This window comes from Caballeronia ptereochthonis (assembly GCF_001545075.1).
Lineage (GTDB): Bacteria > Pseudomonadota > Gammaproteobacteria > Burkholderiales > Burkholderiaceae > Caballeronia > Caballeronia ptereochthonis.
This window is the reverse complement of the sequence record NZ_FCOB02000028.1, coordinates 85,745-102,958: the sequence shown is the minus strand read 5'-3', so window position 1 is coordinate 102,958 and position 17,214 is coordinate 85,745. Positions and strand designations below refer to the sequence as shown.

The 17,214-nt window shown below is 63.9% G+C and carries 18 protein-coding genes; 15 read left to right on the top strand and 3 right to left on the bottom strand.

Translation table 11 applies throughout. The annotated features are described in order from the left end of the window. Positions 1 to 141 precede the first annotated feature (141 nt). Both AWB83_RS26515 and AWB83_RS26510 read right to left on the bottom strand, forming a co-directional pair. Positions 142 to 1,245: a porin gene (locus AWB83_RS26515; protein ID WP_087048582.1), complete on the bottom strand. Its 1,104-nt coding sequence runs from the start codon at positions 1,243 to 1,245 to the stop codon at positions 142 to 144. A gap of 107 nt (positions 1,246 to 1,352) precedes the next feature. Then, the gene (locus AWB83_RS26510; protein ID WP_087048581.1) at positions 1,353 to 2,561 is read right to left on the bottom strand and encodes an aspartate transaminase; all 1,209 of its coding nucleotides are present in this window, start codon (positions 2,559 to 2,561) and stop codon (positions 1,353 to 1,355) included. A gap of 205 nt (positions 2,562 to 2,766) precedes the next feature. On the opposite strand from AWB83_RS26510, the gene nac reads away from it, so the two are divergent. The 15 genes from nac to AWB83_RS26435 all read left to right on the top strand — a co-directional run bounded on the left by nac (position 2,767) and on the right by AWB83_RS26435 (position 15,507). Further along, on the top strand, positions 2,767 to 3,690 hold the full coding sequence (nac, locus tag AWB83_RS26505) for a nitrogen assimilation transcriptional regulator NAC (protein ID WP_087048580.1): 924 nt from the start codon (positions 2,767 to 2,769) through the stop codon (positions 3,688 to 3,690). A gap of 126 nt (positions 3,691 to 3,816) precedes the next feature. Further along, positions 3,817 to 4,326, top strand: a complete 510-nt coding sequence (locus AWB83_RS26500; RefSeq protein WP_159463081.1) for an acetyl-CoA carboxylase biotin carboxyl carrier protein — start codon at positions 3,817 to 3,819, stop codon at positions 4,324 to 4,326. Then, positions 4,319 to 5,671, top strand: coding sequence for an acetyl-CoA carboxylase biotin carboxylase subunit (accC, locus tag AWB83_RS26495; RefSeq protein WP_087048578.1), 1,353 nt, complete (start codon positions 4,319 to 4,321; stop codon positions 5,669 to 5,671). Before AWB83_RS26500 ends, accC begins: the two co-directional genes overlap by 8 nt. A 50-nt stretch (positions 5,672 to 5,721) precedes the next feature. Continuing rightward, a complete protein-coding gene (gene pxpB, locus AWB83_RS26490) occupies positions 5,722 to 6,387 on the top strand; it encodes a 5-oxoprolinase subunit PxpB (protein WP_087048598.1) in 666 nt (221 codons plus the stop codon). Then, positions 6,384 to 7,391: a 5-oxoprolinase subunit C family protein gene (locus AWB83_RS26485; protein WP_087048577.1), complete on the top strand. Its 1,008-nt coding sequence runs from the start codon at positions 6,384 to 6,386 to the stop codon at positions 7,389 to 7,391. Before pxpB ends, AWB83_RS26485 begins: the two co-directional genes overlap by 4 nt. Beyond that, positions 7,388 to 7,816: an acetyl-CoA carboxylase biotin carboxyl carrier protein gene (locus AWB83_RS26480; RefSeq protein ID WP_087048576.1), complete on the top strand. Its 429-nt coding sequence runs from the start codon at positions 7,388 to 7,390 to the stop codon at positions 7,814 to 7,816. Before AWB83_RS26485 ends, AWB83_RS26480 begins: the two co-directional genes overlap by 4 nt. A gap of 11 nt (positions 7,817 to 7,827) precedes the next feature. Next, positions 7,828 to 8,598, top strand: coding sequence for a LamB/YcsF family protein (locus AWB83_RS26475; RefSeq protein WP_087048575.1), 771 nt, complete (start codon positions 7,828 to 7,830; stop codon positions 8,596 to 8,598). 99 nt (positions 8,599 to 8,697) lie between these two features. Next, on the top strand, positions 8,698 to 9,450 hold the full coding sequence (locus AWB83_RS26470; protein ID WP_087048574.1) for an SDR family oxidoreductase: 753 nt from the start codon (positions 8,698 to 8,700) through the stop codon (positions 9,448 to 9,450). 64 nt (positions 9,451 to 9,514) lie between these two features. Next, the gene (locus AWB83_RS26465) at positions 9,515 to 10,525 is read left to right on the top strand and encodes a 2-hydroxyacid dehydrogenase (RefSeq protein WP_087048573.1); all 1,011 of its coding nucleotides are present in this window, start codon (positions 9,515 to 9,517) and stop codon (positions 10,523 to 10,525) included. A gap of 271 nt (positions 10,526 to 10,796) precedes the next feature. Continuing rightward, positions 10,797 to 11,498, top strand: a complete 702-nt coding sequence (locus AWB83_RS26460) for an amino acid ABC transporter permease (protein ID WP_087048597.1) — start codon at positions 10,797 to 10,799, stop codon at positions 11,496 to 11,498. A 2-nt stretch (positions 11,499 to 11,500) separates the two neighbouring features. After that, positions 11,501 to 12,250, top strand: a complete 750-nt coding sequence (locus tag AWB83_RS26455) for an amino acid ABC transporter permease (protein WP_087048572.1) — start codon at positions 11,501 to 11,503, stop codon at positions 12,248 to 12,250. Positions 12,251 to 12,273: 23 nt separating this feature from the next. Beyond that, on the top strand, positions 12,274 to 13,002 hold the full coding sequence (locus tag AWB83_RS26450) for an amino acid ABC transporter ATP-binding protein (RefSeq protein WP_087048571.1): 729 nt from the start codon (positions 12,274 to 12,276) through the stop codon (positions 13,000 to 13,002). A gap of 83 nt (positions 13,003 to 13,085) precedes the next feature. Beyond that, on the top strand, positions 13,086 to 13,934 hold the full coding sequence (locus tag AWB83_RS26445) for a transporter substrate-binding domain-containing protein (protein WP_087048570.1): 849 nt from the start codon (positions 13,086 to 13,088) through the stop codon (positions 13,932 to 13,934). Between the two features lie 35 nt (positions 13,935 to 13,969). After that, positions 13,970 to 14,743 carry an SDR family oxidoreductase gene (locus AWB83_RS26440; RefSeq protein WP_244197897.1) on the top strand — a complete coding sequence of 258 codons (774 nt, stop codon included), beginning with the start codon at positions 13,970 to 13,972 and terminating at the stop codon, positions 14,741 to 14,743. Between the two features lie 89 nt (positions 14,744 to 14,832). Then, positions 14,833 to 15,507 carry an RraA family protein gene (locus AWB83_RS26435; protein ID WP_087048568.1) on the top strand — a complete coding sequence of 225 codons (675 nt, stop codon included), beginning with the start codon at positions 14,833 to 14,835 and terminating at the stop codon, positions 15,505 to 15,507. Between the two features lie 5 nt (positions 15,508 to 15,512). Here the strand turns inward: AWB83_RS26435 and AWB83_RS26430 are convergent, their stop codons facing one another. Next, positions 15,513 to 17,099, bottom strand: coding sequence for a Na+/H+ antiporter (locus tag AWB83_RS26430; protein ID WP_087048567.1), 1,587 nt, complete (start codon positions 17,097 to 17,099; stop codon positions 15,513 to 15,515). Between the last annotated feature and the right edge of the window lie 115 nt (positions 17,100 to 17,214).

The window sequence follows — 17,214 nt, the reverse complement described above, 5'->3', positions numbered from 1 at the left end:
CGTGACGAGCTTCTTGACGGTCTCGGGCGTGGCGGCGACGCGCGCCTCGTTCGCCCGCGTTTCAGCAGGCACTCCGACTATCATGAAATCTCCTGCTGACGTGGATATCGCTGCATCGTGTTCGTTTCATCGTGGGTGGAATCAGAACCTGTGGCGAATGCCGATCGTGGCTTCGAACACGGAGTTGCTGCCATAGAACGGCTGATTCGAATTCGGCAAGGCGGCGAGCGTGGTCCAGGCGCCTGTCAGATGGTTATAGTCGATGCCCGCATACACGTCGGTACGCTTGCTGAGCAGGTAGTCGATGGTCGGACCGCCGGTGATGCGCGTTCCGCTCGATCCGCCGTGATGCACGAAGTCGACATACAGCGGCAGGTCGAGCACGAGGGCCGGCGTGATGTAGTAGCCCAATGCAACCGAGAACGAATCGTTGCGATAGTCGGCGGGATAGACGTGGCTGTAGATGTACGAGCCGTAGATCTTCGCGTTGCCGATCGCGTATGTCGCGCCGATCGTGAAGACCTTCTGCGCGCTGTCGGGAATCGTGATGCCGAAGTACGTGCTGCCGTAGGCCGTCGTCGCGGGCGTGAGACCGCCGATGTTGTTGATGATCTGATAGGCCGCGCCCACGCTCAAGGGCCCGCGATCATACGTGAGGCTCACGGCGGGCGAGGAGTTCTGGTGAACGTTGCCCGCCACCTGACCGAACGTGTAGGCGCCGCGCAACGTGAAGCCGTACAGGTTCGGCGACGTGTACCGCACGGTGTTGTCGAGGCGTCCGCCGCCCGTCAGGCCCGCGCCCTGAAATCCCGTGGTGCCGGTGTAATTCGAAAACGCGTAGATGTCGTGCGTATAACCCATCTCGTGCACGAGCGTGTATTGCCTGCCCAGCGTGACCGTGCCGTAAGGCGATGACAGACCCACCATCGCCGTGCGGCCGAAGAGGCGCGCCGTGCCGTTCGGCGTCGACTGCTGCGATACGCCGGTGTTCGGCGTGAATCCCGCTTCCAGCTGGAAGAACGCCTTCATCCCTCCGCCCAGGTCTTCCGTGCCTTGCAGGCCCCAACGGCTGCCCGATAGCTCGCCGCCGCTGCCCATCGTGAACAGATGGTCGCCCTTGCTATTGGCGTGCGTATCGAAGCGCACGGCCGCATCGATGATGCCGTACAGCGTGACCGATGACTGCGCGTGAGCCGAACCGATGCCGCATGCGGCCGTTAGGATAGCCAAGCAAGACTTCTTCATCTTCTTCCCTTTGTCGTGACGGATTGAGTTTGTTTGAAGCGAAATCTCACGGCTGGCGGCGCGCTCTCACGGCGCGCTCGCCTTCTCGTTGTCGCAAGCGTTGCTGCTTATCTCAGTTCGCCGACCGCGCGGCGCAACTTGTCGCAGCCTTCGTCGATGATCTCGATGCTCGTTGCGATCGACGCCCGGAAGTAGTTCGGCGTGCCGTAGGCCGACCCGGCGATGAGCGCGACGCCCGCCGTTTCGAGGAAATACAGCACGACGTCCGAATCGTTTTCGAGCGTTTGCCCCGTAGGCGTCTTGCGTCCGATCAATCCGGCACAGTTGACGAAGAGATAGAACGCGCCGCCCGGCGCCTTGCAGCTCAGGCCGGGAATCTGATTGAGCAGCTCGACCGCGCGATTGCGGCGCCGCTCGTAGACCTGCACGCACTCGGCGACGAACGATTGATCGCCGGTGAGCGCCGCCAGTGCGGCGGCCTGGCCCACGGAGCTCGCGTTGCTGGTGGACTGCGACTGCAGCGTATCCATCGCGGCGATGATGTCGGCGGGACCTGCGGCATAACCGATGCGCCATCCCGTCATCGCATAGGTCTTCGAGACGCCGTTCACCACGACCACGCGCGATTGCAGCGCGGGCTCGACACTCAGCAGATGCCGCACGTTGCGCCCGTCGTAACGGATGTGCTCGTAGATGTCGTCGGTCAGGATGAGGATGCGCGGATGCTCGATGAGCACGTCAGCCAATGCGCGCAGTTCCTCGGGCGAGTAGGTCGCGCCCGTCGGATTCGTCGGTGAATTGAGCATCAGCCAGCGCGACTTCGGGGTGATGTGCGCGGCGAGCGTTTGCGCGGTGAGCTTGAAGTCTTGTTCTTCCGGGCACGGCAGAATCACGGGCGTGCCGTCGCACGCAAGCGCCATGTCCGGATAGGAGACCCAGTAGGGCGCGGGAATCAGCACTTCATCGCCGCTATCGACGGTGACGGCCAGTGCATTGAAGATCGCGTGCTTCGCGCCGCAGGTCACGATGATCTGCGCGGGATCGAAGTCCAGGCCGTTCTCGCGCGCAAGCTTCTGAGCGATTGCCGTGCGCAACGCGGGCGTGCCCGCTGTCGCGGTATAACGCGTTTCGCCGCGCTCCATCGCTTCGAATGCGGCGCGCCGGATGTGCTCCGGCGTATCGAAGTCCGGCTCGCCGACCACCAGATTGACGATCTTCTTTCCCTCGCGGCGCAACGCTGCCGCGCGCTCGGCGGCTGCGCTGCTGGGCGATGGCTTGATGCGCCGAATGCGGCCGGCAATGCGGGAAGTGCTCACGTTTGGCTCCTCTAGGCCTCTTTGTCGAGGCCTAAAGGTAAGCGCATGAAATTATTCGCGCCAAGACATCTTTAAGCTGGTGTAATAGCGTCCGCTTATGACAGCGCGTACGGCCATCGTGAAGGACATCGGTATTTTTTGGGCTGTCCGCACGCCGGGGCTTCTCCTATGATTTCATGATCGAACGACAGACAAGGCGGCAATCGTGAACCTGCGGCGACTCAAGTACTTTGTGAAGGCGGTGGATATCGGCAGCCTGACGCAGGCTTCCGAAGTGCTGCACATCGCTCAACCCGCGCTCAGCCAGCAACTCATCACGCTCGAGGAAGAGTTCGGCCAGCAATTGCTCGTGCGCACGAAGCGCGGCGTCACGCCGACCGAGGCCGGCTCCACGCTGTATCGGCATGCGCAGCTGATCCTGCGGCAGTTCGAGCAGGCGCAGGCCGATGTCAAGAGCGCGGGGCAGACGCTGTCGGGCCACGTTTCCGTGGGACTCGCGCCGGGCACGGGCGCGTCCGCGCTGTCGTTGCCGCTTTTACGCGCGGTGCGTTCGCGGCATCCGGAGATCGTGCTGTACATCAACGAGAATTTCGGCACGACCCTGAGCGAGCTGATCATGAACGGCCGCATGGACATGGCCGTGCTCTACGGCGACAAGCCCGTGCACGGCCTGTCATTCCAGCTTCTCATGAACGAGGAAATGTTCCTCGTGGCGCCCGCCAGCATGGGCATCGCGCCCGGGCAGATCGCGGTGTCGGAGCTGGCCGGCGTGCCCTTGCTGCTGCCGAGACCCTACAACTATCTGAGGAAATACGTCGACGAGGGCTTTGCCCGCGTGCAGATGATCCCCAAGGTCGTCGCCGAGATCGAGTCGGCCACGACGCTCGCCGCGGCGGTCAACGCGGGCGTCGGCGCGACCATTCTGCCGGCGTCGACGGCACGCGTCGTGGCGGGCGCGGGTGAGAGCGTGCAATGCAGGATCGTGTCGCCGGTCATCAAGATTCCGCTGTCGCTGTGCCTCTCCGACCATCTGCCGCTTTCCGAGCCGGCCACTGCCGTCAAGGACATCCTGCTCGAACTGGCCGCCGATACGCTCGACGCCACGCCGGAGGTTTCGTCGGATACATAAGCGCGCCTTATCACGGCAAAGCCAAACAATCTTGGCGCGAAATTTTCTTGCCGGATACATTGAGTCCATTGCGGATCGCCGCCCCGTTCGATGACGCGGCCGCGATCGCGGCACGACGGAGACAGCGTGCCGTCCGGATTAATGCGCCACGGACTCGACATGGATTTGCAGCGAATAAAGGCGTTGATCGACCTGCTTGCGCAGTCGCCGCTCGCCGAAATTGAACTGATCGAAGGAGAGGACCGCGTCAGGCTCGTCAAGACGCTTGGCGCGAAAGTGCGCGCCGAGGAGGCCGCACAGGAAGCGGAACGGCCCGAGCGCGCTGAAGCGCCTGAAACGAGCGGGCAAAGCGAGAAGCCGCAACCCTCGCAACCTGAATCTCACACGCTGCACGCGCCGATGTTCGGCGTGGTCCACCTGACGCCCGCGCCCGCCGATCCCCCGTTCGCGCGCCTGGGCGACACCATCGCCGAAGGCCAGGTGCTGTGCGCGATCGAAGCCATGAAGATGTTCAACGCGATCGAATCCGATTGCGCGGGCACGCTCGTCGAAGTGCTCGTCGCCGCGGGCGATGAAGTGCAATCCGGGCAGCCGCTCTTTCGCATCGCGCCACGCCGGCAGAACGATCATGTTTGAAAAAGTCCTGATTGCAAACCGGGGCGAGATCGCGCTTCGCATCCAGCGCGCGTGCCGCGAGCTCGGCCTGAAGACCGTGGCGATCCATTCGGAAGCCGACGCCGATGCACGCTACGTGCGCCTCGCCGACGAAGCGTTGTGCATCGGTCCGGCCGCGCCCGGGCTCAGCTATCTCAACCGCTCGGCGATTCTGCTCGCGGCGCACGTGAGCGGCGCGCAAGCCATTCATCCGGGCTACGGCTTTCTCTCGGAGAACGCGGATTTCGCGGAACAGGTCGAAGCCGCCGGCATGAGCTTCATCGGGCCGCAGCCGGAGTCGATCCGCATCATGGGCGACAAGGTCGCGGCCAAGCGTGCGATGCGCGCGGCCGGTGTCCCGTGCGTGCCGGGCCCTGACGGCGGCTTGCCGGACGATGCCGCGAGCACGCTCGCCATCGCCGGGGAAATCGGCTATCCCGTGATCGTCAAGGCGGCGGGCGGCGGCGGCGGTCGCGGCATGCGAGTAGTGAAAGCGGCGAACGAGCTGCTCGATGCGGTGGCCGTCACGCGCGAGGAAGCGCGCCGCGCGTTCGGCAAGCCCGAGCTCTATATCGAGAAGTTCCTCGAGCATCCGCGTCATGTGGAGATTCAGGTGCTGTGCGATACGCACGGCAACGCGCTCTGGCTCGGCTCGCGGGATTGCTCGCTGCAACGCCGCCATCAGAAGCTGCTGGAGGAGGCGCCCGCGCCGGGCATCGATCCCGAGCTGATCCGGCAAGTGGGCGAGCGTTGCGTTCAGGCTTGCAGGCAGATCGGCTATCGCGGAGCGGGCACCTTCGAGTTTCTCTTCGAAAACGGACAGTTCTACTTCATCGAAATGAATACGCGCTTGCAGGTCGAGCATCCGGTGACGGAGATGACATCGGGCATCGACATCGTTCGCGAACAGATACGCATTGCCCAGGGGCATGCGCTCGACGCCCGACAGGCCGACATCGCGACGCAAGGCCACGCGCTCGAGTGCCGCATCAACGCCGAGGACCCGTTCACGTTCGTGCCGAGCCCGGGGCATGTGTCGATGTGGGAGATTCCTGGCGGCAACGGCATACGCGTCGATTCGCATCTGAGCGCCGGCGCGCAGGTGCCGCCTTATTACGATTCGCTGATCGCCAAGATCATCACGCATGGCGCGAGCCGGGACGAAGCGCTCGACCGCATGCGCGTCGCGCTGGCGGAGATGCGTGTCGGCGGCATACGGACCAACGTGGAGCTGCATCGATCCATTCTCGACGACGACGGTTTCCGCGCGGGCGGCGTCGACATTCACCATCTTGAACGCTGGCTCGCGGCGAGGAGAACGGCATGACCGCGCTGATCGAACGCACGCTTCGAGCCGACGAAAGGAACGAAGAACCCATGAAGTCAGTCGAGCCGTCGCCGCGCATCAGCTTGCTCGGCACGTCGGGCTTGCTGTTCGAGGCGCCCGGCGATCTCGACTTGCCCACGCAGCGGCGCATCTGGGCGCTCAGCCGGAAAGCGGCGACGTGGCCGTCGGTGCGCGAGGCCGTTCCCGGCGTATCCAACCTGATGCTCACGTTCGACCGCCCGCCGCGCAACATCGACGCGCTGACGTCCGCGTTGCGCGATGCGTGGGCCGAAGGACAGGAGCTTCAGCTCGAAGGGAAGATCGTCGAGCTCGCCGTCGAATACGGCGGTGAGTTCGGCCCGCATATGGCGGACGTGGTGGCGCACACGGGCTTGTCGGTCGATGAGATCGTCGCGCTTCATACCGCGCCGCTCTACACGGTCTACGCGCTCGGCAGCCATCCCGGCTACTGCTATCTCGGCGGCATGGACCCGCGTATCGCCACGCCGCGCCGCAAGGTGCCGGTGCTCGGCTTGCCCGGAGGTGCGGTGTCCATCGGCGGGGTGCAGACGGGCGTATCGGCGTCCACGGGCCCGAGCGGATGGAACACGATCGGGCACACGTCGATGTCGTTCTTCGACCCCACGCGCGACGAGCCCGCGTTGTTCGCGCCGGGCGACATGATTCGGTTCCGTGCCGAGAGGATCATCCGATGATCGAAGTGCTTTCCAATGCCGCGCTCGCCACGGTTCAGGATCAGGGGCGCGAAGGCTATCTGCGCTATGGCGTCGGCACGTCCGGCGCGATGGACCGCATCGCGCTCGCGGTGGGCAACCTCCTGCTCGGCAACGACAGCGGCGCCGCGGGCATCGAGATTCCGATGTTCCCGTTCCGCGTGCGCTTCACGGCCGACGTCGCGTTCGCGCTGACGGGCGCGGATTGCGCGGCGCGTCTCAACGATCGTCCCGTGCTGCCGTGGTGGACGCTTCAGGCGCGCGAAGGCGACGTGCTCACGCTCGGTGTGCCGACGGCGGGCGCGCGTTGCTACCTGTCGCTCGCGGGCGGTGTGGACGTGCCCGTGGTGCTGGGATCGCGCAGCACGCAATTGCGCGGCGAGTTCGGCGGACACGACGGGCGAGCGCTGCAAAAGGGCGACGTGCTGCGCGCGGCGCAATCGGCTCCCGATACTAAGCCGGCCGATTACGCGGGCTTCGGCGTCACGGCGCCGGCGCGCACGCTGCTGCAAGGCGCCGCGACGCCGGCGGCCGGTCCGAATGAGACCGTCGTGCGCGTGCTCCCGGCCGCCGAGTACGACGCATACGACGACGCATCCGTCCAGACGTTCTGGCGCGAAAGCTGGAAGGTCACGCCGCAGAGTGACCGCTATGGCTTCCGGCTCGCGGGCGCGGCGCTCAAGTCCCGGCAGCCGCTGGAGATGCGCTCGCACGGCATCGTGCCCGGCGTGATTCAGGTTCCGCCCAGCGGCCAGCCCATCATTCAACTGCGCGATGCGCAGCCGACAGGCGGTTACCCGAAGATCGGCACCGTGATCGAGGCCGACTTGTGGCGTCTCGCGCAGGCGCGCATCGGCTCGACCATCCGCTTTGCGAAGACGAACTATCAGGAAGCACTCGACGCGGAAGACGAACTGCAGTGGTATCTGAACAAGCTTCGTCAATTGATCGGTCTTCATCGCAGCGCGCCCAGGCTTCCGACATGACACGAGAGAACGAACTGGATATCGGCGAGCTGAGGCAGATCGCGGGCTGGCTCGAAGCGGCGGGCGTGGGTTTCATCGAAATCGCGAGAGGGCGCAGCGTGGCGCGCCTGACGCTCGATCACCCGACCGCGCGTGAGCCTGCCGCGAAGGTCGAGACGGCAAGTCTCGAACGCCCCGCGCCGATGCAAGTCAAGGCCTGTCACGCGGGCCGCTTCCTGCGAACGCATCCCGGCCGTGCGACGGCGCTTGTCGAAGCCGGCGCGAGCGTGCGCGCGGGCGACATCGTGGCGATCCTGCAGGTCGCCGAGCTTTGCTTGCCGGTCGTCACACCGGCCGATGGCGTGCTCGGCGAATGGCTCGTCGATGAAGGAACGGTCGTCGGGTTCGGCGCCGCGCTCGCCTCGCTTGCCGAGAGATCAACGTAACGGAGTCTGCTGTGCAAATCGATCTGAACGCCGATCTCGGCGAAGGCTTCGGCCCCTATCGCATGGGTGAGGACGAAGCGATGATGGACATCGTTTCGTCCGCGAATATCGCGTGCGGCTATCACGCGGGTGATCCCGTCATCATGGACAAGACGGTGCGGCTCGCGCTCCGGAAAGGCATCGATGTGGGCGCGCACGTCGGCTTTCCCGACTTGCTCGGCTTCGGCCGCAGACCGATTCAGGCCGATCCGCTCGAACTCGCCAAATACGTGCTGTATCAGATGGGCGCGCTTGCGGGCATCGCGAAGGCCGCGCACGCGCGTCTCACGCACATGAGCTTTCATGGCGCGCTCGGCAACATGGCGGCTGCATCGTATGAGCTCGCCGAGCCGCTCGTGCGCGCGGTGGCGGACTTCGATCGCGACGTGGTCATCAGCGTGTCGACGAATACGCAGATCGAGCGTGCCGCCGACAAGCTGGGCATGCGTGTCGCGAACACCTTTCTCGCGGATCGCGCCTATGACGACGCGGGCAATCTGGTTTCGCGCAAGCTGGATGGCGCGGTCATCAAGGATCGCACGGCCGTGCTCGCGCGCGTGCAGCAGCTGCTCGAGGACGGCACGGTCACCACGCATTCGGGCAAGCGCCTGAAGATGACGGCGCAATCGATCCTCCTGCACGGCGACACGCCCGGGGCGGTCGAACTGGCGCGCACGGTGCGCAGCGCGATCGAAACGGCGGGCGGACGCGTCGTGCCTCTCTCCAGGCTCATCGCGCCATAGGCCGCGCTTATCTCATCAAAGACATTTCGTCTTGGCGCGTGCGCATGCGTCCACGTACATTTGTTTCGACACCAACCAAACATCAAACAGGAGCATTCGATGCCTTTCTCCGATTACAAGACCGCGCTGGTGACGGGCGCTTCGACCGGCATGGGTGCGGCGATCGTCGAGCGATTCCGTCGCGAAGGGCTGGAAGTGCATGCGCTCGCGCGCAACGCCGAGCGTCTGAATGAACTGGCCGAACGAACCGGCTGCATTCCGCACGCGATCGACGTCTGCGATCTCGACGCGGTGACCCGGCTCACCAGCGAGGTGGAGTTCGACATTCTGGTGAACAACGCAGGCGTATCGACCAAGGGCTCGATCCTGAGCGCGACGGAAGGCGACATCGACCTTCAAGTGGAAGTGAACCTGCAAGCCGTGCTGCATCTGGTGCGTCTCACGATGCCCGGCATGGTGGCGCGCGACCGCGGCCATATCGTCAACATCAGCTCGATCGCGGCGATCTACAACTTCGGCGGCAACTCGATCTATCACGCGACCAAGGCAGGCATTCACGCGCTCTCGCGACAACTGCGCGTCGACGCGACGGGCAAGCGCGTGCGCGTGACGGAGATCTGCCCGGGGCGCGTGGCGACGGACATCTTCGGGCATGTCAGCGGCAACATCGAGGCCGCGCGCAAGGAGTTCATCGACGGATTCGAATTGCCGCAGCCGTCCGATATCGCCGATGCGATCGCCTTCGCGATTGCCGCGCCGCTCGCCGTGAACATCAGCAACATGGAAATCCTGCCGACCCTGCAGGTGCCGGGCGGCCTCACGACGATCAAGCGCGAGCCCGAAGCGCGCTGAGCGTTCGCTTTCGTCGCATATCGATCATCGACTCATACGATTCAAGGTTTCAGGAGATTCTTTCATGCGTGCATCGGTGCTGGTTACCCGCGCGTCCTTTCCCGACATCGTCGAGCGCCTGCGCGCGCATTTCGACGTCACCGACAATCCGTCCGACACGCTCTGGACGCAGGACGAGCTGATCGAGCGTCTGCAAGGCAGGCAGGCCGCCCTCACGGCGGGGAGCGATCGCATCGATGCGCGCCTGCTCGATGCGTGCCCGCAGCTCAAGGCGGTATGCAATATCGGCGTCGGCTACAACAACGTCGACGTGGCCGCCTGCACGGCGCGTGGCGTGCTGTTGACCAACACGCCCGACGTGCTCACCGACACCACCGCCGACTTCGGCTTCGCGCTGATGATGGCCGCGGCGAGGCGCATCACGGAGTCCGAGCACTTCGTGCGCGAGGGCAAATGGGTGACGACGGGCCGCTTCGACATGCTGCTCGGTGCCGACATTCACGGCTCGACGCTCGGGATTCTCGGCATGGGACGCATCGGGCAGGCGATCGCCCGGCGCGGCGCGCTCGGCTTCGGCATGAAGGTGATTTATCACAACCGCACGCCGCTCGCGCCGGAGATCGAAGCGCAATGCAACGCGTGCTATGTCGACAAGGATGCGTTGATGCGCGAATCCGATCATCTGATCGTGGTCGTGCCGTATTCGGCGAACTCGCATCACGCGATCGGCGCGGCCGAACTGAAGCAGATGAAATCCTCCGCGACGCTCATCAATATCGCGCGCGGCGGCGTGGTCGACGACGCCGCGCTGGCCGCCGTATTGAAGGAAGGCGGCATCGCGGCGGCGGGCCTCGACGTGTTCGAGGGCGAGCCGCGCGTCCATCCGGAGCTGCTTGCGTGCAGAAACGTCGTGCTGACGCCGCACATCGGCAGCGCATCGGTTGCGACGCGTCGCGCGATGGCTCGCCTGTGCGTCGACAACCTGATCGCGGCGATGGGCGTGGGACCCGACGCGGGCAGGCCGCCGACGCCCGTCAATCCTGAAGTGCTGGGCGAGCTGCGGGCGCCGGCGTAAATGCAACAACCATGATCGGCGGAGCGTCGAACGAGGCTCTGCCGAACTCGTTTCGCGACGAATGAGGCGCCCGAAAGAGGCGCGGCGAAATCAGGAGACACAATCGTGAGAAGCCCTGTCCGCGCGGTCCTCGCGCCTTTGGCGGCATTCATTTCTGAAACTTATCGCACCAGAAGAAAGGCGTCTGCATTGCCATTTTTGAGCGAGCTAGTATCGATTCGTGGCAAGGATGGAAGCGCCAAGCGGAATTGAAAAACTCTGGACGTGCGATATGAAACTTCACTTTGATCTGGCAACCGTGCTTCAGGGCGACTATGGCGCACTGTTCCTGCACGGCATTGAACTCACGCTCGCCATGACGGGGCTCGCGTGGCTGCTTTCGCTGTTCATGGGCATTCTGCTCACGCTGATCCGAATGACGCAGCTTCGCGTCGCGACATCGTTCGTGGCGAGCTATGTTGCGTATCACCGCAACGTGCCGATGCTGGTGCAGATCCTCTTCTGGTACTTCGGCATTGCGGCGATCCTGCCGAGCGGCTTGCAGGACTTCCTGAACGACTACAACGGCCAGTTCATCTTCGCGGTCATCGCGATCGGATTGTGCAGCGGCGCGTACCTTTCGGAGGACATCCGAAGCGGCCTGCGCGCGATTCCGTATGGTCAGTTCGAAGCATCGCGCGCGCTGGGGCTGAACTTCTTCAAGGCCATGCGCTACGTCGTGCTGCCCCAGGCATTGCGCAACGCCATTCCTCCGATGGTCAATCACGCGGTCCTGCTCTTCAAGAACACGAGTCTCGCGATGGCGATCGGCGCGGCCGAGCTGACCTACGTGACGCGAAAAATCGAGAACGAGACGTTCCTGTCGTTCGAAACGTATCTGGTCGCGACCGTCGTGTATCTGGTGCTCTCGCTCGCCATCATGATGGCGGGCGCGCGGCTCGCGGCGCATTACCGCATCCCGGGAGTCAAGTGATCATGTTCGACATCCTGCGCGACAACTGGGCTCTGCTCGTCATCGGTCAATACCCTCATGGGCCGCTCGGCGGCATCGTCGTCACCATTCTGCTGTCGCTGTGCGCGCTGGCGATCGCGTTTCCCCTCGGGATCCTCGTGGCGCTCGCACGGGTCAGCCACTTCAAGGTGCTGCGCGCGCCGGCCACCGCGCTCGTCTATACCGTGCGCGGCGTGCCGCTGCTCATGGTGATTTTCTGGGTGTATTTTCTCGTGCCGGTATTGACGGGCTATCCGGTCACGGGGTTCGTCACCATGCTGTGCGCGCTCGTGATCTACGACTCCGCCTATCTCGGCGAAATCATTCGCGGCGGCATGGAGGCGTTGCCCAAAGGACAGACCGAAGCGTCGCGCGCGCTCGGCATGAGCTACATGAAGACGATGCGCTCGGTGATCCTTCCGCAGGCGCTCTATAACGTCGTGCCGAGCATGGTCACGCAGTTCGTCTCGACGATCAAGGAAACGTCGCTCGGCTACATCATCAACGTGCAGGAGCTCTCCTTCGCCGCGGACCAGATCAACAACCGCCTGATGACGAAGCCGTTTCCGGTCTATCTGATCGTGGCGCTCAGCTATTTCGTTCTCTGCTATGCGCTCACGCAGCTCGCGCATTATCTGGAGCGGCGCATCACCAGAAAGCGCGCAGGCCGTGCAGGCAAGCCGCGCAAGGGCGACCGCGAACCTCTCGTCGAACCGGTCGCAAGCGAAAGCTGAGCGTCGAACCCAAAGGAACAGTGATGATCAAGTTTTCTGCCGTGAACAAGTGGTATGGCGAATATCACGCGCTCGTCGACGTGAATGCCGAAGTGAACAAGGGCGAGGTCGTGGTGGTCTGCGGTCCGTCCGGCTCGGGCAAGTCGACGCTGATTCGAACGGTGAACCGGCTGGAGGAGATCAACGGCGGCAAGATCTCGTTCGACGATCAGGACATCCACGACAAGAAGATGAACCTGAATGCCTATCGCAGCCGCATCGGCTTCGTGTTTCAGCAGTTCAACCTGTTTCCGCATCTGTCGGTGCTCGACAACATCACGCTTTCGCCGATGCGCGTGCGCGGCATCAAGCGCGGCGTCGCCGAGCAGAAGGCGGCCGATCTGCTTGCGCGCGTCGGTCTGTCGAGCAAGGCTCAATCGTTCCCGGGACAGCTCTCGGGCGGGCAGCAGCAGCGCGTGGCAATCGCCCGCGCGCTCGCGATGGATCCGCCCGCCATGCTCTTCGACGAGCCCACGAGCGCGCTCGATCCGGAAATGGTTGGCGAAGTGCTGAGCGTCATGAAGAGCCTCGCCCAGGACGGCATGACCATGATGTGCGTGACGCATGAGATGGGTTTCGCGCGCGAAGTGGCGGACCGTGTGTGGTTCATGGATGCGGGAAAGATCATCGAAACGGGCACGCCCGACGAGTTCTTCTCGCACCCGAAGCACGAACGCGCGAAGCGCTTTCTCTCGGATCTTCGCGCGCATTGAGCTTTTGCTTCAGCCCCTGAACGGCCGCGCGGAACGGTGCGTTCCCGCTGCACCATCAATCTCTCGAGGTGAGGAGTATCACGATGCAGTTCAAGTCGGTTTTTGCAGGAATCATGGCGCTCGCCAGCATCGGCTTTTCCATTGGCCAGGCTCACGCGGACCAGTTCGCGGACGTGAAGAGCCGCGGTTCGCTCAGTTGCGGCGTCTATTCGAACGTCGAGCCGTTCTCGTATCCGAATCCGAATACGCGGCAGCTCGAAGGGATGGACGTCGACCTTTGCACGGCCATCGCAAAGCAGCTCGGCGTCAAGGTCAACCTTCAGCCGCTGGCCGTGGAAGCGCGCATTCCCCAGTTGAAGCTCGGGCGCGTCGACATCGTGGTCGCGAATCTCGCTTATACGAAGACACGCGCGACACAGGTCGCATTCAGCGACGCGTACTACTCGACCAAGGAAGTACTCGTCGTGAAGAAGGAGGACGCGAGCAAGAAGCTCGCCGATTTCGCGGGCCTCAAGATCAGCGCGGCCGATGGCTCGACGTCGGCGCAATCGATCCCGCTCTCGATCAAGGGCGGCCAGGCGGTGACCTTCCATGACACGAGCTCGGCGTTCCTCGCGCTGCAACAGGGCAAGGTGAAGGGCTTCGTGACGAACCAGATGACGGCAATCAAGATCGCGAAGCAAGTCGAGGGCTCGGACGGCGCCGTGGCGATCGCATCGGAGCCGATGCTGATCGAGCCGATCGCGGTGGGCTTGCGTCAGGACGAACCGGCCATGCTCGCGGCGGTGAACAAGGCGCTCAATACGCTGGAACAAAGCGGCGAGATGAATGCCATCTTCAACAAGTGGCTCGGGCCGAACACGCCCTATGGGCTCTCGCGCACCGACAAAGTTACCCCCATCAATCAGCTGAAGTTCACGCCGGTATCCTGAGGCGCGGACCGGCATTCGAACAGGAGACGAGTACCTTGAACAGCGTTTTGAAATTGTTCGACCTAACCGGTCGGCGCGCCCTGATCACCGGGTCCAGCACCGGCATCGGCTTTGCGCTCGCGCGCGGGCTTGGCGTCGCGGGCGCGCGCGTGATCCTGAACGGCCGCAACGAAGCGCGCTTGCGCGACGCCGTGCGCACGCTTCACGACGAGGGAATCGAGGCGGAAGCGTCGGGCTTCGATGCGACATCGCAATCGGAAGTGGAGACGGCGATCGAGCGTGTCGAGGCCGGGTTCGGGCCGATCGACATACTCGTCAACAACGCGGGCATGCAGCGCCGCGCGCCGCTCGAGGAATTCTCGCAGGAGCAATGGCGCGAACTGATGCAGACCAATGTCGATAGCGTCTTTCTGGTCGGCAAGACCGTAGCGCGCTTCATGATCGGACGCGGCGCGGGCAAGATCATCAACATCTGCTCGGTGCAGAGCGAGCTCGGTCGTCCGAACATCGCCGCTTATACGGCCACCAAGGGCGCGGTCAAGATGCTGACCAAAGGCATGGCGATCGATTGGGGCCAGCACGGCATTCAGGTCAACGGGCTCGGGCCGGGCTACTTCAAAACGGAACTGACGCAGGCGCTCGTGAATGACGAGACCTTCAGCAAGTGGCTCATTGGCCGCACGCCTTCGCGTCGCTGGGGCGATGTCGAGGACCTCGTCGGCGCGGCCGTGTTTCTCGCGAGCGATGCTTCGAAGTTCGTGAACGGTCACATTCTCTATGTCGATGGCGGCGTGACGGCCACGCTCTGAGCGTGCCCCGCATCGCGCATCCGGACGGAAGCCGAAAGAGCTCGCGTGATGGGGCTCGTTCGATCCTTTTATCTCAACACTGAACTCCCATGAGCGCCTATCAAGCCATTCGCAAGAACCCTTCCGCCGGGCAGTACGACGGCCGCGTGCTCGAAGCGTTGCGCGACATCCCGGTGTCGACCTTGAGCGACAACATGCACAGAAACATCGGGACGGTCGGACTTGCGCCTTTTCATCAGGCCTCCAGGCAGACGATGGCTGGGACTGCCGTGACGGTCCGCTCGCGTGGCGGCGACAACCTCGCGTACCTGCGCGCGCTGGAGTTTTGCCGCCCCGGCGACGTGCTCGTGATCGACGCCGGCGGCGACATCGGCAACGCGGTGGTCGGCGGCATTCTGACGTTCTACGCGGCGAAGATCGGCCTGGCCGGCGTGGTGGTGGACGGAGCGATTCGCGACGTCGCGGAGATCCGCTCGCGGGCGTTTCCCGTGTACGCGCGGGGGGTGACGCATCGCGGTCCGTACAAGGATGGCCCGGGCGAAATCAACGTGCCGGTGTCGGTCGGGGGAATGGTCGTCAATCCGGGCGACGTCGTCGTCGGCGATCAGGACGGGCTGCTGGCGATTCCTCCCGATGACGTCGAGCGTGTACTGCAAAAGGCGCGCGATGTGCTGGCCGCCGAGGCGCGCACCATGGCGGCGATGGAGGCCGGAACCTGGGACCGGTCGTTCATCGACGCGCTCGAAGCGCGCTGCAACAACTGAAGTGATCACGGTTCCAGCAGGCGATGCAGACGGAGCTCTTCCAGATCCAGCTCCGCCTCGAGTCTGTGCAGCACCGAATCCTCGATCTTGCCCTCGCGATGCAAGCGCAGCAATGTTTGCCGCGAAATCGTGACCAGATCGAGTTCGAGGCGCAGATGGCGTGCTCGTAACTCGATATGCTCCTTGCCTGCCGAATGGGCTTTCTCGTTGTTGCGCACTCTCATCTGATATTCGTCGATGAGCTGTCGAACCGGGCTTCTGTCCTCGTCCTTGACCGCCTGGCTGATCTTCTCGAGTTCCGTCAATGCGGCGCGGAATGTGTGTGAGCGCGCCTCCAGTTCGGACATGGTCGACCCTCGCACCGCCCGCAAACCAATGAGGCGGATGAGCACGGCGAGGCTGCCGCCCTGTATGACAAGTGTTCCGAAGATGACGAGGAAGGTGCTGAATACGATGGCGTCCCGATTCGGAAACTGTTCGGGCAACGCCAGTGCCGCAGCGAGGCTGACCACGCCTCTTACGCCTGCCCAGGCGAGAACGGCGATTTCGCCAGGCTGCCATCGGCGCCCCGCGTTGCGATGCCCGGATCCGACGCGGGAGGGCAGATAGATCGCGACCACTACCCACACCAGGCGCGAAAGAATGACGGCCACGAGCGCGGGGAGGGCGACGCTGGCGCTCGTCGCCAGCATCGAGCTCGTGTCGCCCATCCGAACGACGATCCCGTGCAGCGCGAGCCCGATGAGAATGAACACGAGCGCGTCGAGCACGAACACGATCACTTCCCACGCGGCCGCCGCCTTGACGCGCGTAAGCGCATCGAAGGCGCGATGCTGGCGCACGCCCAGCATCAAACCACACGTGACGACGGACAGGACACCGGACCCTCCGAGCTCCTCGGCGACGCTGTAGCTGGCCCATGCCATCAGGAACGTGAGGACGATGCGAAGCATGGGGTCCGTGACATGCTTGATCAGCCACATCATGAGCTGTCCGCACGCGATTCCGACCGCGATGCCGACGATCGTCAACATCAGGAAGACGCCCGTCGCGCGGCCTGCCGTGAATTGCCCGGTGAATGCCGCGGCAATGGACATCTGATAGAGGAGAAGACCCGTCGCATCGTTGACGAGACTCTCGCCTTCGAGCACGGTAACGAGCCGCGACGGAAGCGGATTGCGATCGAGGATGGCTTTCGCGGCGACGGCGTCCGGTGGAGAGACGATTGCGCCCAGAGCAAAGCAGGCGGGCCACGCCAACGCGGGCGCGAACGCATGCACGGTAACAGCGACCGCAACGGTGGTGAACGCGACTGCGCCCAGCACGAGCGACAGGATGCTGAAGATCTCGCGGCGGAAATCCGACCATGCGGTGTAGAACGCGCTCGACATCAGCAACGGAGGCAGGACGGCCGTCAGCACCAGATTGGGATCCATGTCGACGGTCGTATTGCGCCCCATCAGCGCGATTGCAACCCCTCCGAACAGCAGGACGACCGCGGGCGGAACGGCCATGCGCTCGGCAATCCATGTCAGTACGCCAGCACCGCACACGAGCAGCAATATGTAATGGAATAGCTCGACGTTGTTCATGCTGGATGTTTTCGGCAAGGATCGGGCACTGGGGCAAATGCCGCGGGCGACGCATGCGTCGAACGGCTCAGGGCGATGCGCTGTTGCCGCCCATGTTCAGTATTGTTGGACAAAT